General features: G+C 32.3%; 21 protein-coding genes. 10 read left to right on the top strand and 11 right to left on the bottom strand.

From position 1 onward, the window contains the following. Positions 1-8 precede the first annotated feature (8 nt). The 6 genes from hemL to hemA are packed head-to-tail and all read right to left on the bottom strand — an operon-like array spanning position 9 to position 6,516. Positions 9-1,298 carry a glutamate-1-semialdehyde 2,1-aminomutase gene (gene hemL / locus ABHQ57_RS12385; protein ID WP_389863823.1) on the bottom strand — a complete coding sequence of 430 codons (1,290 nt, stop codon included), beginning with the start codon at positions 1,296-1,298 and terminating at the stop codon, positions 9-11. A gap of 58 nt (positions 1,299-1,356) precedes the next feature. After that, positions 1,357-2,319 carry a porphobilinogen synthase gene (gene hemB / locus ABHQ57_RS12380; RefSeq protein ID WP_047789688.1) on the bottom strand — a complete coding sequence of 321 codons (963 nt, stop codon included), beginning with the start codon at positions 2,317-2,319 and terminating at the stop codon, positions 1,357-1,359. Between the two features lie 19 nt (positions 2,320-2,338). After that, positions 2,339-3,166 carry a tetratricopeptide repeat protein gene (locus ABHQ57_RS12375; RefSeq protein WP_389863821.1) on the bottom strand — a complete coding sequence of 276 codons (828 nt, stop codon included), beginning with the start codon at positions 3,164-3,166 and terminating at the stop codon, positions 2,339-2,341. Beyond that, the gene (locus ABHQ57_RS12370) at positions 3,163-3,672 is read right to left on the bottom strand and encodes a hypothetical protein (RefSeq protein WP_073183160.1); all 510 of its coding nucleotides are present in this window, start codon (positions 3,670-3,672) and stop codon (positions 3,163-3,165) included. Before ABHQ57_RS12370 ends, ABHQ57_RS12375 begins: the two co-directional genes overlap by 4 nt. A 2-nt stretch (positions 3,673-3,674) precedes the next feature. Further along, positions 3,675-5,261: a hydroxymethylbilane synthase gene (gene hemC / locus ABHQ57_RS12365; RefSeq protein WP_047789685.1), complete on the bottom strand. Its 1,587-nt coding sequence runs from the start codon at positions 5,259-5,261 to the stop codon at positions 3,675-3,677. Continuing rightward, positions 5,245-6,516 carry a glutamyl-tRNA reductase gene (gene hemA / locus ABHQ57_RS12360; RefSeq protein WP_239180229.1) on the bottom strand — a complete coding sequence of 424 codons (1,272 nt, stop codon included), beginning with the start codon at positions 6,514-6,516 and terminating at the stop codon, positions 5,245-5,247. Before hemA ends, hemC begins: the two co-directional genes overlap by 17 nt. A gap of 211 nt (positions 6,517-6,727) precedes the next feature. Between hemA and ABHQ57_RS12355 the strand changes: the two genes are divergently transcribed. The 5 genes from ABHQ57_RS12355 (at position 6,728) to ABHQ57_RS12335 (ending at position 10,757) form a co-directional block, all read left to right on the top strand. Further along, a complete protein-coding gene (locus tag ABHQ57_RS12355; protein WP_047789684.1) occupies positions 6,728-7,612 on the top strand; it encodes an AraC family transcriptional regulator in 885 nt (294 codons plus the stop codon). A gap of 30 nt (positions 7,613-7,642) precedes the next feature. Beyond that, positions 7,643-8,158, top strand: coding sequence for a TrmH family RNA methyltransferase (locus ABHQ57_RS12350; RefSeq protein ID WP_167714018.1), 516 nt, complete (start codon positions 7,643-7,645; stop codon positions 8,156-8,158). A gap of 1 nt (position 8,159) precedes the next feature. Further along, positions 8,160-9,197, top strand: a complete 1,038-nt coding sequence (hemH, locus tag ABHQ57_RS12345; protein ID WP_167714019.1) for a ferrochelatase — start codon at positions 8,160-8,162, stop codon at positions 9,195-9,197. 162 nt (positions 9,198-9,359) lie between these two features. Next, positions 9,360-9,950 (top strand): CopD family protein, encoded by a 591-nt coding sequence (locus tag ABHQ57_RS12340; protein WP_167714020.1) that lies wholly within the window; start codon positions 9,360-9,362, stop codon positions 9,948-9,950. A 24-nt stretch (positions 9,951-9,974) separates the two neighbouring features. After that, positions 9,975-10,757 (top strand): hypothetical protein, encoded by a 783-nt coding sequence (locus ABHQ57_RS12335; protein ID WP_167714021.1) that lies wholly within the window; start codon positions 9,975-9,977, stop codon positions 10,755-10,757. Positions 10,758-10,776: 19 nt separating this feature from the next. On the opposite strand, the gene recR is transcribed toward ABHQ57_RS12335, so the two are convergent. Next, a complete protein-coding gene (gene recR / locus ABHQ57_RS12330) occupies positions 10,777-11,394 on the bottom strand; it encodes a recombination mediator RecR (RefSeq protein WP_167714022.1) in 618 nt (205 codons plus the stop codon). A 70-nt stretch (positions 11,395-11,464) separates the two neighbouring features. On the opposite strand from recR, the gene ABHQ57_RS12325 reads away from it, so the two are divergent. The 4 genes from ABHQ57_RS12325 to ABHQ57_RS12310 all read left to right on the top strand — a co-directional run bounded on the left by ABHQ57_RS12325 (position 11,465) and on the right by ABHQ57_RS12310 (position 18,578). Beyond that, a complete protein-coding gene (locus tag ABHQ57_RS12325; RefSeq protein WP_167714023.1) occupies positions 11,465-12,928 on the top strand; it encodes an aminoacyl-histidine dipeptidase in 1,464 nt (487 codons plus the stop codon). A 64-nt stretch (positions 12,929-12,992) separates the two neighbouring features. After that, a complete protein-coding gene (locus ABHQ57_RS12320; RefSeq protein ID WP_389863814.1) occupies positions 12,993-13,580 on the top strand; it encodes an ACP phosphodiesterase in 588 nt (195 codons plus the stop codon). 6 nt (positions 13,581-13,586) lie between these two features. Beyond that, positions 13,587-15,266, top strand: a complete 1,680-nt coding sequence (gene ggt, locus ABHQ57_RS12315; protein ID WP_389863812.1) for a gamma-glutamyltransferase — start codon at positions 13,587-13,589, stop codon at positions 15,264-15,266. A gap of 69 nt (positions 15,267-15,335) precedes the next feature. Beyond that, entirely contained in the window at positions 15,336-18,578 is a 3,243-nt protein-coding gene (locus tag ABHQ57_RS12310) for a S41 family peptidase (RefSeq protein WP_167714026.1), read from the top strand. Between the two features lie 138 nt (positions 18,579-18,716). On the opposite strand, the gene ABHQ57_RS12305 is transcribed toward ABHQ57_RS12310, so the two are convergent. Then, the gene (locus tag ABHQ57_RS12305) at positions 18,717-19,847 is read right to left on the bottom strand and encodes a cysteine desulfurase family protein (RefSeq protein WP_167714027.1); all 1,131 of its coding nucleotides are present in this window, start codon (positions 19,845-19,847) and stop codon (positions 18,717-18,719) included. Between the two features lie 46 nt (positions 19,848-19,893). Continuing rightward, positions 19,894-20,439 carry a Smr/MutS family protein gene (locus tag ABHQ57_RS12300; protein ID WP_167714028.1) on the bottom strand — a complete coding sequence of 182 codons (546 nt, stop codon included), beginning with the start codon at positions 20,437-20,439 and terminating at the stop codon, positions 19,894-19,896. Between the two features lie 83 nt (positions 20,440-20,522). On the opposite strand from ABHQ57_RS12300, the gene ABHQ57_RS12295 reads away from it, so the two are divergent. Then, on the top strand, positions 20,523-21,158 hold the full coding sequence (locus ABHQ57_RS12295) for a hypothetical protein (protein WP_167714029.1): 636 nt from the start codon (positions 20,523-20,525) through the stop codon (positions 21,156-21,158). Here ABHQ57_RS12295 and ppk2 (ABHQ57_RS12290) read toward each other — a convergent pair whose 3' ends face one another. Together ppk2 (ABHQ57_RS12290) and ppk2 (ABHQ57_RS12285) are read right to left on the bottom strand one after the other, a co-directional pair. Continuing rightward, positions 21,159-21,938 (bottom strand): polyphosphate kinase 2, encoded by a 780-nt coding sequence (gene ppk2 / locus ABHQ57_RS12290; RefSeq protein WP_047789671.1) that lies wholly within the window; start codon positions 21,936-21,938, stop codon positions 21,159-21,161. 2 nt (positions 21,939-21,940) lie between these two features. Then, complete coding sequence (gene ppk2, locus ABHQ57_RS12285; protein WP_047789745.1) at positions 21,941-22,798, bottom strand: polyphosphate kinase 2; 858 nt, start codon at positions 22,796-22,798, stop codon at positions 21,941-21,943. Positions 22,799-22,825: the final 27 nt, after the last annotated feature.

Raw genomic sequence — 22,825 nt, 5'->3', positions numbered from 1 at the left:
TATTTATTCTACATTTTTGATACTGCTTCCATCGACTTATCAATGGCATTAGCTATCTCTTGAATATCTTTTTCTGTTAATGCTGATGATAAGAACCAAGCTTCAAACTGACTTGGAGGTAAAAACACCCCATTTTTAGTCATTTCCCAAAAGAAAGTTGCATATTTCTTCGTATCTGAAGTTTGTGCATCTTCAAAGTTGGTTACTTTTTTATTAGTAAAGAATGGATTAATCATCGAACCAAATCGGTTAACTGTAATTTCAACTCCGTGCTTTTTTGCTGATTCTAGTAAGAATACCTCAATAATTTGAGCTATCTCATTGAACTTTTCATATGGATTTTGCTTCTTTAATTCTGTTAAGGTTGAAATTCCTGCTGCCATGGCAATTGGGTTACCACTCAATGTTCCTGCTTGGTACATTCCTCCTAATGGGGCTACTGTTTCCATAATTTCATTACGTGCTCCATAGGCTCCTACTGGAAAACCTCCTCCAATTACTTTTCCTAAACAAGTAATGTCAGCTTCAACACCTAATATTTCTTGAGCTCCGCCAAACTTAGAACGGAAACCTGTCATTACCTCATCAATAATTAATAAGGCTCCTTTTGAGTTTAGAAACTCTTTTAACTCTTTTAAGAAATTGTTTTGTGGAGTTACCACTCCCATGTTTCCAGCGATAGGTTCTAAAATAACTCCTGCAATATCATCGTGAGCTTCAAAATGTGCTTTTACACTTTCTAAATCGTTGTAATTTGCAATCAACGTATTTTTTACAGCTCCTTCTGGCACTCCTTTACTTCCTGGTAAACTCAACGTAGCTAAACCAGAACCTGCAGCTACTAATAAAGCATCTTGATGCCCGTGATAACAACCTGAAAACTTTATAATTTTATCTTTTCCTGTAAACGCTCTCGCCAAACGAATTCCGCTTAATACAGCCTCTGTACCAGAATTTACAAAGCGTACTTTATCCATTCCCGGAAAAGCATCACAAACAATTTTTGCTAATTTAATTTCACCTTTTGTTGATGCTCCAAAAGAATACCCATTTTTCAACGCTTTTCTAATAGCTTTTTCTACTTTTTTATGGCGGTGTCCTAAAATCATTGGACCGTAAGACAACACTAAATCAATGTATGAATTATTATCTACATCAATAATCTTACTTCCTTTCGCTTTTTTTATGAATAAAGGATTCCCTCCTACGGATGCAAATGCACGCACTGGTGAATTTACTGCTCCTACTAAGTTTTCTAATCCTTTGTTATATAATTCTTGTGATTTCTTAAAGCTCATTCTTCGCTAATTATTAGTTGTTAATTATGAGTTTTTAGTTGATTAACTCATTTTTTAATTATCTATTTAAAACTCTAGCTGCTTCTTTGGCAAAATAGGTTATGATAATATCTGCTCCAGCTCTTTTCATAGAAAGTAAGCTCTCCATCATTACTTTTTCACCATCAATCCAACCTTTTTCGGCTGCTGCTTTTACCATTGAGTATTCTCCACTTACATTATAGCAAGCAATAGGTCTATCAAAATTATTTTTTAAATCTCTTATGATATCTAAATACGATAGTGCTGGTTTTACCATTAAAATATCTGCTCCTTCTTCATCATCAAAAGTTGCTTCTCGTAATCCTTCATCTCTATTAGAAGGATCCATCTGATAAGTTCTTCTATCTCCAAATGACGGTGCTGAATCAACTGCTTCCCTGAAAGGTCCGTAAAATCCTGATGCGTATTTTACAGAATATCCCATGATTGGTAAGTTCGCAAAACCTGTATTATCTAACGACTCACGCATCATAGCTATAGCACCGTCCATCATTCCTGATGGTGCTACCATATCTGCTCCAGCTTTCGCATGTGATACGGTTTGTTTTGCTAAGTTAACTAGAGTTGCATCGTTATCTACATCATTATCGTGTATAACTCCACAATGACCATGACTTGTATATTCACAAAAACATACATCAGTAATTACATATAAACTTGGGTAATTCTTTTTTATGAATCGGATAGCTTGTTGCATAATTCCGTTATCATTCCAAGTTTCAGTCCCTTCATCATCTTTTTTAGATGGAATACCGAATAACAATACTGCTGGAATTTTTAAAGCTACAACTTCATCTAATTCTTTAGAAATAGTATCTAATGAATAACGATTGATTCCTGGCATTGATGGAATTTCGGTTTCAATGCCTGTTCCTTCTTCAATAAATAATGGGTATACAAAATCATCTACCGAAAGCTTATTTTCTCTAACTAATCGACGGATGTTTTCTGTTTTTCTTAGTCTTCGTGTTCTAAACATTAATTTTCTTTTTAAAAGTTTAAGGGGTAAATCTTTTACTTTTATTAATTTCCTCTTCTATTTGAGACAAATACACCTTATCATAGTGATGAGTGTATGGATCATTTAATAAATATCCTTCTTCAAATAACTTCTTTGCTTCTAATATTATTTCTTTATACTTATTGAGGTTATTCTTTTTTTTATAACACATTGCTATGTAGTACCTATTATCTGCTAAATTATTATTCTCCTTTTGCTTCATAAGGTTACTTAAAGCTCTATTATAATTTCCTTTTTCGAAATACAAAACTCCTAGATGAAAATAGTTGTACAGATCAGGTTCTTCGTTATTATCTTTTAAATAATCCTCTATTATTTTAATTGCCTTATCTTTTTTTCCAACTGCTTTATAACAAATTGCTTTTGCTATTCGTAAATGATAGTCTCCATTTTGACAGTAACCTATATCATCTTTTATAATTTTTTCATATTGTTCTATATCTTTTATAGCTCCTTTATAATCTCTAAAAAATTGATATCTACACCATCCTCTATAACCTAAATGCATTTTAGGATTTAATTCTACAGCCTTGTCAATTAATGGTTTCCATGATAAAAAATCTCCACTTTTTAAATATGCAATTGACTTAGCCCAATAAGCTTTATCATAAGTAGAATCTATGTGTATGGCTTCATCTAATAATTCTTGATACTCTTTGGTGAACTGATAAAATTGATAGGCTTCTTTTTGTTTTTTACAAGCCTCATATTTTTTAATCTCCCCTTCCCATTTGTATGCATTGCAGTTTTGAGTAAAAGTATTACTCGCAAAAAAACTTAACAAACATATTATAATAGATCTCATGGTAAAATTTCAATAAGGTTTCCTTTTTCAATTTTAAATATCAAGTATTGATAATAATCTATTTCTCTATCTCGACCATCTTGTTTTGTTTTCCAGCCATTTAAGCTTTGAGTTAACATCAATAGCTGATTAGTGATTCTATTATCAAAAGTAAATTGTTCGTAGTTATTATTCATTTGTATAACTCTAAACCTACCTGTTTCTCCTTTACAGTTAACAATGAAACGAATCCTTATCAATCCGCTTTCATCCACTTTTATATGAGTATACTTTTTTTTAAATAAATTTTCTATTTCTCTTTTACTTCCTTTATACTCTAAACCTTTGCCATTATTGAAGTATTGAAATATTTTATCATTTCCGTTGCATGGAATAAAACTTGGACTGTCTAACTTTACATCATAACCAATATCTCCTATTTGACGTGGATATATAAGTTTTTCTGTCTTTTTATTTTTACAGCTAAAAAGAAACAAAAAACACATAAAATAAAACATTCCCTTCATTTCTATTCCTTTACAAAATGTAAATTAACCAACTCCAAAACGCTTTCTACTGTTGGTAATTTTGCTATTTGTACTTCTTTAAAATGTTTTTTTGCTTCGTTAGCAGTACTATCTCCAATACAAAAGGCTATTTTATCTGCAGTATTTTTTTCCATGTAACTCTCTACTGTTGATGGGCTATAAAACAACACTCCATTTACCTTTTCATTAACTTTTGCTGGACTATACGTTGTTTTATAAGCTTCTACTTCATTTACAGTAATGCCCTTTGCTTTTAAGATAAGTGGTAAAGTATCTAAACGTAGATTACTACAAAAATAAGTTACCTCCTGCCCTTTTAATTCTTTTGATAGATAATCAGAAAGTTTCTTAGCATTTCTTTCTGAGTGTGTTACTTTTCCTATACGTTGTTCAATTAACTTTTTGGTTCTTCTACCAACACAATAAATATTTTTAAATTGTAATTCATCTGAAGTAAATGAGTTTAGTAATGCTTCTACTCCGTTTTTACTAGTAATAATTACATTTTCTATTTCTTCCTTAACTACTTTAGGAGCAATTCTATTAAAACGAATTTTAATAAAATCACTATCCTGAACATTCATGCTTGTTGGTAATAGTTTTTTTTGTGCTTCTGATAGTTTTTTTGTCGAATAGATTGAAAACTGTTTTTCAATTCCTTCGTCTTCCATCATAATTAGCTTCCCTCCTTTATCTATCACGTAATTAGCACAATCTTTTGCTATATATTTATGTTTTCCTACTTTTACTTTCTTGCTAACTTCAATTTTCTTTTTACCATCTCTACTTAGTAAAACTCCTTTAAAGTTAATTTCTTCTTCTTTCTCATTTATAAAAGCTAATGCACCAATAGGTGCTGTACACCCTCCTTCTAAACGATTTAAAAACTCACGCTCTATACCTGTACAAATTTCAGTGTCTTTATCATTTAGGTTAGCACAAATTTCTTTTATTTCTTGATTTTCATCTAAAGCTGTAACCATTATAGCTCCTTGTGCTGGTGCAGGAATCATCCAAGACAAATTAACAGCTCCTTTAGGTCTTAAACCTACACGTTCCAATCCTGCTGCTGCAAAAATAGCACCGTTCCAGTCATTACTTTCTAACTTTTGCAAGCGTGTATTTACATTTCCACGTAAACCCTCTACCTTGTGAGTTGGATAACGATTTAACCATTGGGCTTTTCTACGTAAACTACCTGTAGCAACTACTCCGTTGGGTTGCGCCATAAACTCTTCATTGTCCTTTAACAACAATATATCGTTATAATTAGCACGTTTTAAAACAGCTGCTTGTATAATACCTTCTGGCAATACTGTAGGAACATCTTTCATAGAATGTACTGCAATATCAATGTCGTCATTCAACATAGCGATATCTAAATTTTTAGTGAAAATCCCTGTAATTCCTAATTCGTAAAGGGGTTTATCTAAAACTAAATCACCCGTTGCTTTAACGGGGATTAATTGAGTTTGATGGCCTAATTCTTCTAAAAGTTTTTGAACTTTTCTTGCTTGCCACATAGCCAATTGGCTATCGCGGGTACCTATTCTAATTATCTTCTGCATGGATGGTTTCTAAATTTGCTCCAAACACTTTAGCCATTACTTCAATACTTGTATTTACCGAAGTTTCTTCGTCTTTTAAGTGTTTAACAAACTGTGTGGTTATTTTTTGAATAAATCTTGATGTTAATATTTCTGCCTGTTCTTCATCAAAATTTTTAATTTTCTTCTTATGGAAGGCTATTTCTCCTTGTTGAATATTTTGTAATGATTCTTTTAAAGCAGTAATTGCTGGCGTAAATCTTCTATGATTTAACCATTCTTGAAATTCTTGGTTATGAGTTTCAATAATCGCCTCTGCTAATGGTACTTCTTGTTGGCGTATTGCTAATGTTTCATCAGTTATTTTGGAAAGATCATCTACATTTACCATTGTTACATTCTCTAAACCTGCCACTTCTTTTGACACATTTGCTGGCATTGATAAATCTAAAATCAATAATTCCTTATCTGTTGAAACATGTTCTTTTGTAACCGTAGGAAAACTAGCTCCTGTAGAAACAATTAGAACATCACTATTTGAAACCTCCTTTGCTAAATTTGCATATGACGCTTTTCTAATAGAATTATGTTCTTTTACAAATGCTGAAGTCTTTTCTTCAGTTCTATTAATTAAACTTACCGATTTATTTTGTGTGTATTCTGCTAGGTTTTTACAGGTATGTTTTCCCATTTTACCTAATCCAAATACTAAAATATTTTTCGAGTTGTAATCTGGTAAATTATTAATTAAGTATTGAACAGCTGCATAAGATACTGAAGTGGTACCTGAACTTAACTTAGTTTCATTTTTAACTCGCTTGCTTGCTTGCATTACATGGTTCAACAAACGCTCAAAATAAGCATTTGTAGTTCCTACTTCTTTAGCTTGTTTAAATGCCTGACGCAACTGCCCTACTATTTCGTAGTCACCTAAAATTTGGCTATCTAACCCTGTTCCCATTCTAAAAAGGTGGTTAATAGCCTCTTTGTTTTTGTATACGTTTGATACGTTTGCAAATTCTTCTACCGAACCATTTGAGTATTTACACAACATGCTTATTAACTGAAAAGGATGTTCTGCAAAACCACAAATTTCTGTTCGATTACAAGTAGACAACACAAAAATTCCGTCTATACCTCTTTGCTTGGCTTCTTCTAAAAGTTGTATTTGATTTTCTTTAGAAATACTAAATTTCCCCCTAATCAAAGCATCAGCCTTTTTATAACTAACGCCTATATTGTATAAATTATTATGATGTTTGTTTTCTACTATCATTGAGTCTTCTTCAAAAAAGTCGGTCAAAAATATAAATATTGAACAAAAAAAAGTATCGCTAAAAGAACTTTTAATGTCGCTATTTGTTTTTTCACTTAAAAACCCCCTAAAAACTTCTTTAAAAGTGTATTTTTGTAGTAAAATAGACTAGGGAAAACATTTTATTTTAGAACCATTCTAAATAACAAGTTTTACGTAAACCACTAAATTCATGTCAAAAAACATCGCAGAAAGTACATTTAGAGAAATTTCTATAGAAAAAGGTTTTTTTGTCCTAAAATTTCAAAACAATTCTGACCAAACGGAGTTTTTTAAAAGAGATATAGACAACTCATACATACAACTACACTACTGTGTTAAAGGTAATTGTAAGTTTAACTTCAATAACAATAGTTATACTTTTAATGTTTTAGACAAACATTCAATTTTCCTATATAACCCACAACAAGATTTACCTATCAATTTAGAAATACTACCTAAAACCTCTTTGGTTTCAGTTTTAATTTCTATTGAAAAGTTTCACGCTCTTTTCTCTAAAGAAGCTAGTTATATACCTTTTTTAAGTGAAAATAATAAAAATAAAAAATATTACGACAACGCAGAAATAAGTGCTAATGTTTTATTTGTACTTCAACAAATTTTAACAGCGAAAAACCAAAGCTCTATGAAAGACCTTTATATAAAAGGAAAAACATACGAGCTATTGAGTTTACATTTTGACAGCGGTGAAAACACCAACGAAGAATATTGTCCTTTTTTGGTGGATGATCGTGAAGTTTTAAAAATAAGAAAAGCAAAAGATATAATCATTGCTAGAATGAGTGAGCCTCCTAGTTTACAAGATTTATCTAACGAAGTAGGTTTAAACTTAAAAAAATTAAAAGAAGGATTCAAACAAATTTATGGAGATACTGTATACAGCTTTTTGTTTGACTATAAAATGGATCATGCTAGAAAACTATTAGAAAGTAACCAATATAATGTTAACGAAGTTGGTTTACAGGTTGGTTATAGTACTTCTAGTCATTTTATTGCTGCTTTTAAAAAAAAGTTTGGCACTACCCCTAAACAATATGTAATGAGTTTACAACAGTAGAAAAAAATTAAAAACTCATAATCTTACAAAATGAAACAACTTACTCATTACGATATAGAAAATAACCAACAAGAATTTCCTGTAACCATTGTTTGTGATACTATCCGTACTCCTGAAAATATAGGAATGTGTTTTCGAATTTCAGAAAGTTTTGGCGTATCTAAAATATATTTACACGAAAGCTCTCCTTCTGTAGATAATAGAATTGTAAAAAAAACTGCTCGAAATACAATTCAACAAATATCACATAATACGTATAACAATTTCGAACAACTTATCCATCAATTAAAAGAAGAAGGAAACACTATTATTGGAATTGAAATTACCGATGAAAGCATAGATATTAGCGATTACGATTTCTGTACACATTCTAAAATTGTATTACTTTTGGGTAGCGAAAGAAACGGTATAGAAAACATAAATTTAGTAGACGCAACAGTTGCTATACCAATGTACGGAAGAAATTCTAGCATGAATGTAATTCACAGTTTAGCTATCGCATTATACGAAACGACAAATCAGTTAAAAGAAAAGAACTTGAAATAGTATGAAAGGAGTTTTATTAGTAAACCTTGGCTCACCAGAAAGCACAAACCCTAAAGACGTAAAAAAATACTTAGGAGAATTTTTAATGGACGAACGTGTTATTGACGTTCCTTACTGGCTAAGAACATTTATTGTTAAAGGTATTATTTTAAATACGCGCCCAAAAAAATCAGCTGAAGCCTATCAAAAAATTTGGTGGAAAGAAGGCTCTCCTTTAATTGTATTATCAGAACGTTTACAAAACAAAGTACAAGCAAAAACAGAACTTCCTATTTCCTTAGCAATGCGTTATGGAAACCCTTCAATTAAAAGTGGATTACAAGAATTACACGACAAAGGTGTTACTGAAGTTTTATTAGTTCCGTTATATCCTCAATTTGCCATGGCAACTACTGAAACTATTTTGGTATTAGCTGAAGAGTTAAGAAAAGAATTCTTTCCTAACATGAAAATTACCGATGTCCCTGCTTTTTATAACAAACCAGAATATATAAAAGCACTATCTAATAGCATAAAAGATTATTTATCTGATAAAGATTATGACCATATTTTATTCTCTTATCATGGAGTTCCAGAGCGTCACATCAGAAAATCTGACATTACAAAATCGCACTGTAATCCTGAAGCAGGAAATTTAAGTTGTTGCAACACTCCTTCTGAAGCACACAAGTTTTGCTACCGTCATCAATGTTATCAAACCACTAAAAATGTAATTTCTGAATTAGGATTAGATGAAAGTAAAGTATCAACGTCATTCCAATCTCGTTTAGGAGTAGATCCTTGGTTACAACCGTATACCGACAGAACTATTGTAAATAAAGCAGAAAAAGATGGCATTAAAAAATTAGCTATTGTAACTCCTGCTTTTGTATCTGACTGTTTAGAAACTTTAGAAGAAATAGCAATGGAGGGCAAACATGAATTTTTGGAAGCTGGTGGTGAAGAGTTCCACACCGTTCCTTGTATTAATGATAATGATGAATGGGTAGATGTTTTAGCTGGATGGATTAATGAATTTCAGTTAACAACAAACAATTAACAGATTGCCACGCTTTCGCTTCTCTTGAGCCACAGTCGAAAGGCTCGCAATGACACAAAAACTGTCATTATGAGAAGCGATAACGACGTGATAATCTCTTTCAAGTTATAAGTTAACAAAATTAAAAACTTGTAATTTTACAACTTTCAAACATTAAAACTCATGGATTTTTATTACGTAAAAGCATTACACATTATATTTGTAGTAACTTGGTTTGCCGGATTATTTTATATAGGTCGTCTGTTTATTTACCATGTAGAAGCAGAAAAAAAAGACGAACCTGCCAAGTCTATATTACAAACACAATACAAGTTAATGTCTAAACGTTTATGGTATATCATTACTTGGCCTTCTCTATTTTTAGCTAGTTTCTTTGCTTTTTGGATGCTATATAAAAATCCTTATTACTTAAAAATGCCTTGGATGCATGTAAAATTAGCTTTTGTATTAGCGCTATATTTTTACCACGGATTTTGCCATAAAATATACAAAGAACTACAACGTGATGAGATTAAATACACACCTAATAAACTCCGCATATTTAATGAAATTCCAACTGTAATTTTATTCGCTGTTGTATTTTTAGTCGTTTTAAAAAGTGCTATCAACTGGATTTGGGGCGTTGTAGGAATTATTTTATTTGGCGTATTATTGATGATTGGCATTCGTTATTATAAAAAAGTAAGAGCTAAAAAATCATGGGATAAATATGAACAAGAATTGATGGATGAAGATAAAAAGCTAGACGAATAATACTTTTTGAAAGAAAGTTATTACATGAAAAAAGAAAACAAACACATCTACCTGTACATAGGTTTAACCATTGCTGTTATTTTTATAGCCCTTACACCATACATTTTTACTAAAGGCTATTCAGGAGTAGTATTCAATGCTGACACAGGGGCTATTGGAGATACCATTGGCGGTATAACTGCTCCATTTGTTAATTTATTAGCTGCATTTTTAGTTTGGATTTCTTTTAGAGAACAAGTAAAAGCTAACAAGCTTTTAAGCACAGAAACTAGCTACAATTTCATAAAATCACTTATTGAAGATTTTCATAAATCATATGATAAATTTGTTAACGCAAACGAGCAACTAATTAGAGATTTTTATAATTTTTCCCTTACAAGTTATCCTTATAATGATCTATATAAAGCTGGTTATGTTAAACCTTATTATTTAGAAACTGATAACGAAGATGAGATTAAAAGGCAAACTAAAAACGAAATTAATCGCCTCTATTATATTACATATAATATATTGATTAAAATGTCAGGAAGTATGTTGATATTTTCCACTATCCTAAACAACATAAATAAATCAACTCTTGAAGCCCCAATCAAAGCTTCATTTCTTGTTCATATAAATGAAGAATTTATATACTTCAGAGACACATTAGCAAAAAATAGAAGTGCAATTAAATTATTAGAATCTCTAAATAAACAACATGATTTTTTAGAATTAAACATCACGGAGTTAAACAAAGTACACAAAAGATTAACTAGCTACATAGAAAAATTCTCAACCATAAAAAACATAAACCATAACCTAAATTAACTTATAAAACTTCGCTTTTTTATCCCTTTATAGACTGCTCAAAAGGTATCCTATTCACAATACTTCTACCTAGTGTAACCTCGTCTGCATATTCTAACTCATCCCCTACTGAGATTCCTCTAGCAATGGTTGATGTAGTTACTCCGTATTTTTCTATCTGTTTGTAAATATAAAAATTGGTGGTATCACCTTCCATGGTAGAACTCAGAGCAAAAATCAACTCTTTAATTTCGCCTTCTTTTACTTTTTCTACTAATGATTCAATCTGTAAGTTTTGAGGACCAATTCCTTCAATAGGAGAAATCTTCCCTCCTAACACATGATACAAACCTCTATATTGTGCTGTGTTTTCAATCGCCATTACATCACGAATATCCTCCACTACACATACAATCTCAGCATTTCGCTTCGGATTACTACAAATATCACATAACACTGTATCTGAAATATTATGGCACTTTTTACACGATTTTACATCATTTCGTAAATGCGTTAAAGCCTCTGCCAAATACTTCGTATTTTCTTTCGGTTGTTTTAATAAATGTAACACCAAACGAAGTGCAGTACGCTTACCAATACCCGGTAATCTGCTTACTTCATTTACTGCATTTTCTAATAATTTCGACGAAAAATCCATGTTGCGAATTTACAATTTTTCGATAAGGATTAAGTATCTTCGTAGCTTTAAAATTAAAACTTCAATTCACATGAATTCAGAGATAAGAAACCTAGAACCAAAAGCTGTTTGGAAAAATTTTGCCGACCTAAACGCTGTACCTCGTCCGTCAAAAAAAGAGGAAAGAGTAATACAGTTCATGGTAGATTTCGGTAAAAAACTAAATCTTGAAACCATGGTTGACAAGGTAGGAAACGTAATTATTCGTAAACCTGCTTCAGCTGGAATGGAAGACAGAAAAACAGTCGTTATGCAAAGCCATTTAGATATGGTACACCAAAAAAATGCTGATACTGTTTTTGATTTTGACACCGAAGGAATTAAAATGTTTGTAGATGGTGATTGGGTTAAAGCTGACGGAACTACATTAGGAGCCGACAACGGTTTAGGTGTTGCCGCTATCATGGGAGTTTTAGAATCTACTGATATTCCTCACCCTGCTATCGAAGCTTTATTCACAATTGATGAAGAAACAGGTATGACAGGTGCAATGGGACTTGAAGGAGGTTTATTAGAAGGTGAAATTTTGTTAAATCTTGATACCGAAGAAGATGATGAAATAGGAATGGGCTGCGCTGGTGGTGTTGATGTTACTGCTACAAGAAGTTATAGTGAAGAAGCTACTCCTGAAAACACAATCGCCTATGAAATTTCTGTTACAGGATTAAATGGTGGTCACTCAGGAATGGATATTATTAAAGGTTTAGGAAACGCTAACAAAATTATGAACCGTTTATTATTTGATGGTTTTACAAACTTCGGATTACGTGTTTCAGAAATTAACGGAGGTAGTTTACGCAATGCTATTCCTCGTGAAAGCTTTTCTACTGTAGTTATTGATGCTGTTTCTAAAGAACCTTTCTTATTTGAAATTCACGAGCTTATTAACAATATTAAAGCTGAGTTTTCAACATTAGAACCTAACCTAACTATTGAATTAAAAGAAATTGACACTCCTGAAACTGTAATGGACTTAGGTGTTCAAGAAGGATTAATTAAATCGGTTTATGCTGCGTTGAATGGTGTATACCGTATGAGCCCTGATATTGAAGGTTTAGTAGAAACTTCAAACAACATTGCTCGTATTATTGTAAAAGATGGAGCTATTAAAATTGGATGTTTAACACGTTCTTCTTCTGAAACAAATAAGTGGGATTTAGCAAACTCGTTACGTTCATCTTTTGAATTAGCAGGTTTTGATGTAGAATTTTCTGGTTCTTATCCTGGATGGTTACCAAACGTAAATTCTGAAATTTTAAAAACTGTAACTGACTTATACGAAGAATTACACGACGATAAACCTATTGTAGCTGCATGTCACGCAGGATTAGAATGTGGTATTTTAGGTCAAAACTATCCAGAAATGGATATGGTTTCTTTTGGTCCAAACATTAAAGGTGCACACTCACCTGATGAGCGCGCACAAATATCATCAACACAAAAATTCTGGAATTTTTTATTAGAGATTTTAAAGAACACTCCAGTTAAGAGTTAAAGACTTACACATAAACTTTAAAACCACAGCTTTTCAGTTGTGGTTTTTTGTTTACATTTATAAAATGAATTTTTTAGCGCATTTATATCTTTCTGACAACAACACCAATGTAATGATTGGTAACTTTATTGCCGACCATGTAAAAGGAAGAAACTTCTCTCACTATCATGAAGACATTCAAAAAGGAATTTTGTTACATCGCGAAATTGACACCTACACAGATGCGCATAAAATTGTTAGAATCAGTAAGCGTCGCCTTCACGAAAGATATCGTCATTACGACGGAGTAATTATCGATATTTTTTACGATCATTATTTAGCCAAAAACTGGAAAAATTATTCACAAATTCCACTAGACGTCTATGTAAACTCTGTCTATAATTTACTTCAAGACAATATTGATATTCTTCCTGAAAAAACACAAGAAATGCTACCCTACATGATACAGTATGACTGGTTATATAATTATCAATTTGCTAAAGGGATTCAGGAAGTCCTAAACGGAATGAATAGACGCACTAACGGGAAGTCAAAAATGAATTTAGCTACTGGAGATTTGTTAGAGAATTATCAAATTTTTGAAAATGATTTCACTACTTTTTTTGAAAACCTTCGTGTATTCTCTCATCAAAAACTAAAAGAACTAAGTTAACAACACATGAAAAAAGCATTCTTATTTTTTTTAACACTCACAGTATTATATAGCTGTAAAAAAGAAAAAGTTGTAGGTACAATTACTGAAAAAGCTATGGTAGTTTCTGCCCGTAAAGAAGCTTCACAAATTGGTTCGGATATCTTACAAAAAGGAGGAAATGCTTTCGACGCCATGGTAGCCACAGAACTAGCCTTAGCAGTAGCGTACCCTTATGCTGGTAATCTTGGTGGTGGTGGATTTATGGTCTATCGAAAAAACACAAGAGAAATTGGTGCGCTTGACTATCGCGAAAAAGCACCACTTGCTGCTCATAAAGACATGTATTTAGATAGCTTAGGAAATGTAATTGAAAATAAAAGCACTTTGGGTGCTATGGCAGTGGGAATCCCAGGAACAGTAGCTGGTGTTTTTGCTACACATAAAAAATTCGGTTCATTACCTATTCAAGAAATTTTAAAACCAATTATAGCTTTAGCTAAAAAAGGAGTTGTAGTTACTCAAAAACAAGAAGACCGTATAAAAAAGTATCAACATTATTTTTTAGAAGTAAATAAAGACTCTATTCTTTTTGACAAGCCTTGGAAAAAGGGAGACACTATCAAATATACTGCTTTAGCAGCAACTTTAGAACGTATTGCAAAAAATGGTCGTGATGAGTTTTACAAAGGAGAAACCGCTAAACGCCTTGTTACTTTTATGCAAAACAATGGCGGAATTATGACCAAAGAAGATTTAGCTAAGTATGAAGCTAAATGGAGAACTCCGATTACTTTTACCTACGACGATTTACGAATTATTTCGATGTCTCCACCTGCTAGTGGGGGAATTTGTTTAGCACAAATAATGAACGGAATTGAACCGTTTGATTTAGATAAATACGGTCATAATTCAACAAAAGCTATGCAGATAATTACTGAAGCAGAACGTAGAGCTTATGCAGATAGAAGTTTTTATTTAGGTGACCCAGACTTTGTAAAAATTCCTATTGAAACTCTTATCAGTAAAGAATATACTAAAAACAGAATGCTTGATTTTTCTTTTGAAAAAGCTACCTCTTCTACCGATGTTTCTCATGGAAATATTACAATGGTTGAAAGTGATGAAACCACCCACTACTCTATTGTTGATCAATTTGGAAATGCTATTTCAGCCACAACAACCATTAATGGAGCTTACGGTTCTAAACTATATTGTTCAGATTTAGGTTTTTTCTTAAACAATGAAATGGATGATTTTTCAAGTAAACCTGGTGTACCGAATATGTTTGGTTTAGTTGGAGCTGAAGCGAATAAAATTGAACCCGAAAAACGCATGTTAAGCTCTATGACTCCTACTATTGTAGAAAAAAATGGTCAACTATACATGGTTGTAGGAACTCCTGGAGGTTCAACAATTATTACTTCAGTTTTGCAAACTATTTTAAATGTACATGAGTTTGATATGGGAATGCAAGAAGCGGTAAATCAACCTCGTTTTCACCACCAATGGCTACCTGATGTAATTAAAATGGAACCAAAAGGTTTTGATAAACAAGTAAAAAGACGTTTACAAAGTCTTGGGTACGAGTTAGACGAAACCAACTCACCAGTTATCGGAAAAGTAGATGCTATTTTGGTGCTTCCTAACGGGAAATTAGAAGGCGGCGCTGATCCCAGAGGAGATGACACAGCTGTAGGGTTTTAGTTTTTAACATTTTTTTCACTCCCTTTAACAACTAATTAAGTAGTTTTAAGATTTAAATTTCAACAAAGCATGAAAAAAATACTGACCTTACTCACTTTAGCTGCCTGCTACACTGGCTTTTCCCAAGAAACACGCCTTTTAAGACAACCTACAATATCTAACTCTGAAATCGTTTTTGTATATGCAAACGACCTTTGGAAGGCTCCGATTAAAGGTGGAGATGCCATACGACTTACCAGTGATGATGGCTATGAGTCAAACCCACATTTCTCTAATGATGGTACTATGATTGCCTTTACTGCACAGTACGATGGAAATACTGATGTATATGTAATTCCTGCTACTGGTGGTGAACCCAAACGATTAACCTACCATCCAAGTGGTGACTTTGTACAAGGCTGGACATCTGATAACAAAGTTTTATTTCGCTCATCTAGAGAAGGCAGACCAACCCAAACTACTAAATTCTATACTGTTTCACTTAAAGGAGAATTACCTAAAGCTGTAAACGTTCCAAGAGCTGCTTATGGAGAATTTTCAAAAGATGGTAAATACCTTGCCTACACCCCTATTACAAGTTGGGATGCAGAATGGCGAAATTATCGTGGTGGTCAAGCAATGCCTATTTGGGTTTTAAATATGCAAAATCAAAAACTAGTTAAAACTCCTCAAAAAGACAAAGAAAGGCATTTAGATCCTGTTTGGTACAACGGTAATGTTTACTACATTTCTGAAAGAGACTATACTAGTAATATTTGGTCATATAACTTGGCAACCAAACAAGAAAAACAACTTACATTCCATAAAAGATTTGATGTAAAAAGCTTAGATGCTAATTCAAACGGAATTGTTTATGAACAAGGAGGATACATCCACTTTTTAAATCCTAACACCTCAACTACCAAACAAATACCGATAACAGTTCATGGTGATTTAAACTATGCGAGAACTCGTTGGATGGATGTAAAAGGAAGAAATTTAACAAACCCTAATATTTCCCCTAAAGGAAAAAGAGCTATTTTTGAATACCGCGGTGAAATTTTTACTGTCCCAAAAGAAAATGGTACTTGGAGAAACTTAACCAACTCTTCAGGTGTAGCTGATAGGTATCCTATTTGGTCTCCAAAAGGAGATAAAGTAGCTTGGTTTTCTGATAAAAATGGAGAATACGAATTGGTGATTTCCGACCAAAATGGAGACAACAAATCATATATTACCATTCCTAATCCTACTTTTTATTTTAGACCAGATTGGTCTCCTGATGGTAAATATGTATCATTTACCGATACGCATTTTAATATTTGGATTTTAAATTTAGAAACTAAAAAAGCTGAAAAAGTAGCTACTGATAATTTTGCACATCCAAATAGAACCATGAATCCGAAATGGTCTCCTGATAGTGATTGGATTGCTTATGCTAAACAAAATGAAAATCATTTTAAATCTATTTACGCATATCAAATCAGCACCAAAAAAACAATTCAAATTACAGATCCTTTAGCAGATGCTATTTCACCTGTTTGGGATGCTTCAGGGAAATATATTTATACCTTGGCTAGCACAAACTACGGATTAGCATCTGGGTGGTTAGACATGAGTTCTTACGACCCTTCAGTAACTCGTAGCTTATATGCCGTTGTTTTGAACAGCAAAGACAAAGCTCCTAACCTACCGAAAACTGATGAAGAGAAAGATTCAGAAGAAAAGAGCAAAAAAGAAAAAAAAGACGATAAAAAAACATCAAAAGAAGCTGATAAAATAAAAGTTGTGATTGATGAAGAAGGTATTTTCAATAGAGCTATTGCCTTAAAATTACCTGCTAAAAATTATACAGCTTTATACAAAGCACCAAAAAATCATGTTTTCATAGCTGAAGCTATTCAAAACAAACCTGATGTGATTATCCATGACTATGACATTTCAAAAGAAAAAGCTACTGAATTTACTAAAGGAGCTCGTTCAGTAACAGTTTCAGAAGACAGAGAGTCTGTATTACTATCAAGTAAAGGAAACTGGAGTATTGTTAGTAGTAAATCTCCAGTTAAACCTGGTAAAGGCTCTATAAAAACCAACTTAAAAATTAAGGTCGACCCAAAAGCTGAAGCTCATCAAATCTTTAAAGAAGGTTGGCGCTATATGAGAGATTTTTTATATGTTGATAATGTACACGGTGCACCTTGGGACAAAATCTATCAATGGTACGCTCCTTGGATTGATCATGTAAGGCACAGAACTGATTTAAACTATGTTGTAGACATTATGAGCGGTGAAGTTGCTATTGGTCATTCATACGTTTATGGAGGTGACACTCCTAAAACCAACTACGTTCCTGTTGGATTACTTGGTTGTGATTTTGAAGAATCTAATGGCTTATACAAATTTTCAAAAATATACAAAGGAGAACGTTGGAATCCTAATATTAAAGCTCCATTGGGGCTTCCGGGAATTGATGTTAAAGAAGGCGATTATTTATTAGAAGTTAATGGAGTTCCTGTAACTTCAAAAGACAATCTGTATAAAGCATTAGAGCAAACCGCAGGAAGAGAAATTTACATTAAGACAAATTCTAACCCCACAGTTAAGGGAGCAAAAACTATTTTGGTAAAACCTGTTGCCAGTGAAAGAAATTTGCGCTCTATAGACTGGGTAGAAGAAAACAGGAGAAAAGTAGATAAATTATCTAACGGAAAATTAGCGTATGTGTATGTTCCAAATACTTCAAACAACGGATTTACCTCTTTTAATCGCTATTATTTTTCTCAGCAAGATAAAAAAGGAGTTATTATAGACGAAAGAAATAACGGTGGTGGTAGTGCTGCCGATTATATGATTGATATTTTATCGAGAAAACCTTTTGGGTATTTTAATAGTAAAGCTAATAAAAGAAAGCCATGGACAACGCCTATAGCTGGTATTTGGGGACCAAAAGTGATGATTATTAACGAGCGTGCTGGTTCCGGAGGAGATTTACTTCCTTATATGTTTAAAGAAAAAAAAATAGGACCACTAGTTGGAACTCGTACATGGGGAGGTTTAGTAGGAACCTGGGACACTCCAGCTTTTATTGATGGTGGTAGAATGGTTGCACCACGTGGTGGATTTTTTGATTTGGATGGTAATTGGGCCGTTGAAGGTGAAGGTGTAGCTCCTGATATCGAAGTACACCAAGAGCCAAGTAAAATTTTAAAAGGAAAAGACCCTCAGTTAGAAAAAGCTGTTGATGAAGCTTTACGCTTATTAAAAAGTAATGAATTTATTCCTAAACCTGAACCTGCTCCACCTGTGCGTTGGAAAAGACCTTCCGGATATTAAAATCACTTTATATAAAAGTATAAAAACTTCTTAAAACAGGGGGCTTTTAGCCCCCTTATTTATTATATAATAAGAGTCTGCTCATATAATTTCCTAAAATAAAAAGTAATTCATAATTAACAATATTATCTTTTCTATCTATTTCAATAATCTCTTTAATTGATTTACCGTATAATCAATCTCTTCAATTGTATTTAATTTACTAAATGAAAATCTTACAGAAGCATTTCTTTCTTCTTTTTCACTTAAGAGTTCTCGTAACACATGAGATCCTTTACTACTTCCACTTTGACATGCACTACCTCCAGAAACAGCTATCCCAGATAAATCTAAATTAAATAACAGCATTTTATCCTCTAAAGGAAATTGTATATTTACAATTGTATAACTAGTCTTTTCTATTGACTCTCCATTAACTCTAATATTTGGAATAACTTCTTTTATTTTTTTTGTAAAATATTCCTTTAATCCAAAAATATATTTTTTGTCTTTTTGTAAATTTTCAAAAGCAATAGTCAACGCTTTTTCCATTCCAACTATTGAATGTACGTTTTCTGTACTAGATCTTGCTCCTTTTTCTTGTTCACCACCATGTAACATTGGTAATATTCCAATCCCTTTTTTAAAATAAGCAAAACCAACCCCTTTAGGTCCATGGAACTTATGTGCACTTGCAGTGATAAAATCTATTTGTGTTTTTTGTAAGTCTATATCATAATGCCCAATAGCTTGTACGGTATCTGAATGAAAGTACGCCTCATGCTCTTTACATAATGCTACAACCTCTTCTATTGATAGTAAATTACCTATTTCATTATTCACATACATTAAACTCACCAAAGTTTTTTTCTTTGATTTATTTAGTAAATCCCCCAAACTCTCCATTGAAACAGCTCCTTCTTCATTTACCTTAACATAATCTACTACTAGATTATGTTTTTCTTCTAAAAACTGTACAGTGTTTAAAACTGCATGGTGTTCTATCTTGGAAGTAATAATTCTCTCTACTCCTAAGTTTAAGACTGCATTAAACAAAATTAAGTTATCAGCTTCGGTCCCTCCTGCTGTAAAAATGATTTCACTTGAAGACACATTAAAATGTTTCGCTATACTCTTTCTAGCTGTTTCAACAGCTGCTTTAGCTTTTCTACCATGCTGATGTATGGATGACGGATTTCCAAAATTGGTTTGCATTGATTGTTGAATAACCTCAATAACTTCGGGCAACATAGGTGTTGTTGCGGCATTGTCTAAATAAACAGATTTCATAGAGCAAAAATAAGTTTTTCTTAACGATAGTTATGTTTTCAAAAAATTATTGATTCTGAAAAATATATACCTCTGTTGCTCCTTGCCCATATCTTTGATAAGAAGCGTCGTAATATTTAACTGGATAATTATTTAATAAATACTGTAACTCAGTTTTTAAAATCCCATCTCCTACTCCATGTATTAAAACTAGTTTTGATATTCTTTTAGATATACAATACTCTAACTTATGTTTTGCTGTATTAATTTGTATTGATAAAATATCAAAATTATCCATTCCTCTTGTAGATTTTAACAGCTTTTCAGCATGTAAATCTACTTCCATTACCGCTTCTCTCTTATCTTTTATAAAAGATGTTTTTTTCTTCTTTTCTTTATTTTGAGTCTTGGCTTTAAGCATTGGATTGTTAATATCCGAATATTTACTTAACTCACTTTGATCTACCTCAACTTTTACTAGCTCTTTCCTAAGAAAACAATACTCCATTCCTCCCTCATCTTTAACAAAAATTTCTTCATTTTTAATTTTTGTTACAACTCCTTTAATATCAGCATCAATTACTGCTACTTTATTTCCTATTTCTAAACACATCCTTAACCTTTATTTAATTAGCCAAAAGGGTATTAGCTTGTATTTTTGCAAATGATTTAATTATGCAAAATAACTGCAAATAAATGATAAACACTAAGAATATCAATACAAAAATTTTCTTTGAGGAAGCTAGAAAAGAGTTAACCCTTACCGAAGACCGAAAAGATTTATTGCTTGAAATAATAGACACTATTTACGAAGAATATCTTGACAGAGAAAAAATAAATTTAAATTTTATTTGTACTCATAATTCTCGTAGAAGTCAGTTTGCACAAGTGTGGAGCTTTTTTGCTATTGAATATTTTAACTTAAAGAACATGTTCACCTATTCTGGCGGAACAGAAACCACTTCTTTTCATAGAAACACAGTGAAATGTTTACAAAAAACTGGCTTTATCTTTAACGTTGTTGATTTTTCTCACCAGAATCCAAGGTACTTAGTTTCTTTTAAAGGAACTAAAAAATCAATTTTAGGTTTTTCTAAGTTATATGATCACCCCCAAAACAGTTATCCTTTTGTAGCTATAACTACTTGTGATAATGCCGACCAAAACTGTCCATATATACCTGATGCTATTGAACGCTTTCATTTACCTTATAACGACCCTCAAACATCTGACAATACAGACTTAACCGAAGAAACATACTTAAAAGTTAGTAAACAAATTGCTGGTGAGTTATTTTTTATTTTCGAAGAAATTTATCAAAAATTATCTTAGCTACACTTCTATACTCTTGTCATAAGGTATACTTTTTAAAATGTGATTAATCACACTTATTCTTGCTATAGTTTTCCTATTTGCTCGAATAACTTTCCATGGAGATATTTCTGTATTTGTTTTTGAGAACATTGCCTTTTTATACTCTGTATAATTATCCCAAAGTTCTTGCGCTTTTTCATCTACAGGCGTCATTTTCCATTGTTTTAATGGGTTGTTTTTTATATCGTTGAATCGTTTAGCTTGTTCTTTTTTATTAATAGACATGTAGATTTTTACCAAACGAATACCTGACTCTAAAATCATACGTTCAAAATCATTTACTTGATTCATAAAAACCTCATACTCTTCTTGTGTACAAAAACCATTAACTGGTTCTACTACTGCTCTATTATACCAACTGCGATCAAAAAAAACTATTTCACCTGCTTTTGGAAACTGTTCTACATACCTTTGAAAATACCATTGTGTTTTTTCATCTTCATTTGGTTTAGGAAGCGCTACTATTCGCATATGACGAGGATTGATACGTTCTGTAATTCTACGTATTGCCCCTCCTTTTCCAGCAGCATCTCTTCCTTCAAAAATTACAATTATTCGTTCATTTTTTTTTATTGTCCAAGCTTGTAAACGAATTAACTCTACTTGTAATTTTTTTAACTTTCGTTCGTAATCTACATATCGAATTGCTCTTTCTATATTAAAAGATTTAGACAGTAAAGCCTTTAAACCTCTTGTTGTATTTAATTTATTTACATCTCTTTGAGTTAACTTCCCCATAATTAATCTAAATGTTTTACTGAACGATAATAACGCATTACTATATTTGGATCTGGTGTTAAAATAGTTTGCGCCTCTTCTTTTCCTTTATAATCAAATTGAGACAATACATGACGCATACACTCAACTCTAGCTTCTTTTTTGTTATTTGTCTTTACTACTATCCAAGGACTATAAGCTGTGTGCGTTTTACTAAACATTTCATTTTTATAATGACTATACTTATCCCATAACTCTTGTCCTCGTTTATCTACAGGGCTGAACTTCCAACGCTTTAAAGGATTATTATTCCTAGAATTAAATCGACGTAACTGTTCTTCTTTTGAAATTGATAACCAAAATTTTATCACAACAACTCCATCTTCATATAACATATGTTCAAATTCAGGCACTTGAACCAAAAAATTCTTATATTGCTCGTCCGTACAAAATCCCATCACAGGCTCAACTACAGCTCTATTGTACCAACTACGATCAAAAAAAACTATCTCCCCAGGATTTGGTAATTCTTTAATATAACGCTGAAAATACCATTGTCCCTTTTCTACATCTGTAGGTTTATTCAAAGCTACTAAACGAGTAGAACGCGGATTCATATGCTCCATAAAACGTCTTATACTCCCACCTTTCCCTGCTGCATCTCTTCCTTCAAAGATAACTGCTACTCGCTTCTTATTTTGCGCAATCCATTGCTGAAGTTTCACTAACTCTATCTGTAGTTTTTTCAGTTCCTCTTCGTAATTTAACTTTACCTGAACCTTGGTTATTGAAATTTCCTTTTTTTTTATAATTGCTAGCAACTCTTCATTTGTAGAAACACTTTCAAAATCTTCAATTGTTAATACTTGCTTTTCTTTCATATGTTTATTAATTATTCTTGTTAATAA

The sequence above is a fragment of the Tenacibaculum sp. ZH5_bin.1 genome (genome assembly GCF_042865525.1).
GTDB classification, from domain to species: domain Bacteria; phylum Bacteroidota; class Bacteroidia; order Flavobacteriales; family Flavobacteriaceae; genus Polaribacter; species Polaribacter mesophilus.
The sequence above is the reverse complement of the archived record's forward strand: the minus strand, read 5'-3'. Positions and strand labels throughout refer to the sequence as shown.

Bases quoted from the DNA above. Each gene is read 5' to 3' on its own strand.
- ABHQ57_RS12295 (WP_167714029.1), top strand. From the start codon at position 20,523: ATGATAAACACTAAGAATATCAATACAAAAATTTTCTTTGAGGAAGCT.
- hemA (WP_239180229.1), bottom strand. From the start codon at position 6,516: ATGATAGTAGAAAACAAACATCATAATAATTTATACAATATAGGCGTT.
- hemH (WP_167714019.1), top strand. From the start codon at position 8,160: ATGAAAGGAGTTTTATTAGTAAACCTTGGCTCACCAGAAAGCACAAAC.
- ppk2 (WP_047789745.1), bottom strand. From the start codon at position 22,798: ATGAAAGAAAAGCAAGTATTAACAATTGAAGATTTTGAAAGTGTTTCT.
- ppk2 (WP_047789671.1), bottom strand. From the start codon at position 21,938: ATGGGGAAGTTAACTCAAAGAGATGTAAATAAATTAAATACAACAAGA.
- hemL (WP_389863823.1), bottom strand. From the start codon at position 1,298: ATGAGCTTTAAGAAATCACAAGAATTATATAACAAAGGATTAGAAAAC.
- ggt (WP_389863812.1), top strand. From the start codon at position 13,587: ATGAAAAAAGCATTCTTATTTTTTTTAACACTCACAGTATTATATAGC.
- hemC (WP_047789685.1), bottom strand. From the start codon at position 5,261: ATGCAGAAGATAATTAGAATAGGTACCCGCGATAGCCAATTGGCTATG.
- ABHQ57_RS12350 (WP_167714018.1), top strand. From the start codon at position 7,643: ATGAAACAACTTACTCATTACGATATAGAAAATAACCAACAAGAATTT.
- hemB (WP_047789688.1), bottom strand. From the start codon at position 2,319: ATGTTTAGAACACGAAGACTAAGAAAAACAGAAAACATCCGTCGATTA.
- ABHQ57_RS12320 (WP_389863814.1), top strand. From the start codon at position 12,993: ATGAATTTTTTAGCGCATTTATATCTTTCTGACAACAACACCAATGTA.
- ABHQ57_RS12375 (WP_389863821.1), bottom strand. From the start codon at position 3,166: ATGAGATCTATTATAATATGTTTGTTAAGTTTTTTTGCGAGTAATACT.
- ABHQ57_RS12305 (WP_167714027.1), bottom strand. From the start codon at position 19,847: ATGAAATCTGTTTATTTAGACAATGCCGCAACAACACCTATGTTGCCC.
- ABHQ57_RS12325 (WP_167714023.1), top strand. From the start codon at position 11,465: ATGAATTCAGAGATAAGAAACCTAGAACCAAAAGCTGTTTGGAAAAAT.
- ABHQ57_RS12300 (WP_167714028.1), bottom strand. From the start codon at position 20,439: ATGTGTTTAGAAATAGGAAATAAAGTAGCAGTAATTGATGCTGATATT.
- ABHQ57_RS12370 (WP_073183160.1), bottom strand. From the start codon at position 3,672: ATGAAGGGAATGTTTTATTTTATGTGTTTTTTGTTTCTTTTTAGCTGT.
- recR (WP_167714022.1), bottom strand. From the start codon at position 11,394: ATGGATTTTTCGTCGAAATTATTAGAAAATGCAGTAAATGAAGTAAGC.
- ABHQ57_RS12335 (WP_167714021.1), top strand. From the start codon at position 9,975: ATGAAAAAAGAAAACAAACACATCTACCTGTACATAGGTTTAACCATT.
- ABHQ57_RS12340 (WP_167714020.1), top strand. From the start codon at position 9,360: ATGGATTTTTATTACGTAAAAGCATTACACATTATATTTGTAGTAACT.
- ABHQ57_RS12355 (WP_047789684.1), top strand. From the start codon at position 6,728: ATGTCAAAAAACATCGCAGAAAGTACATTTAGAGAAATTTCTATAGAA.
- ABHQ57_RS12310 (WP_167714026.1), top strand. From the start codon at position 15,336: ATGAAAAAAATACTGACCTTACTCACTTTAGCTGCCTGCTACACTGGC.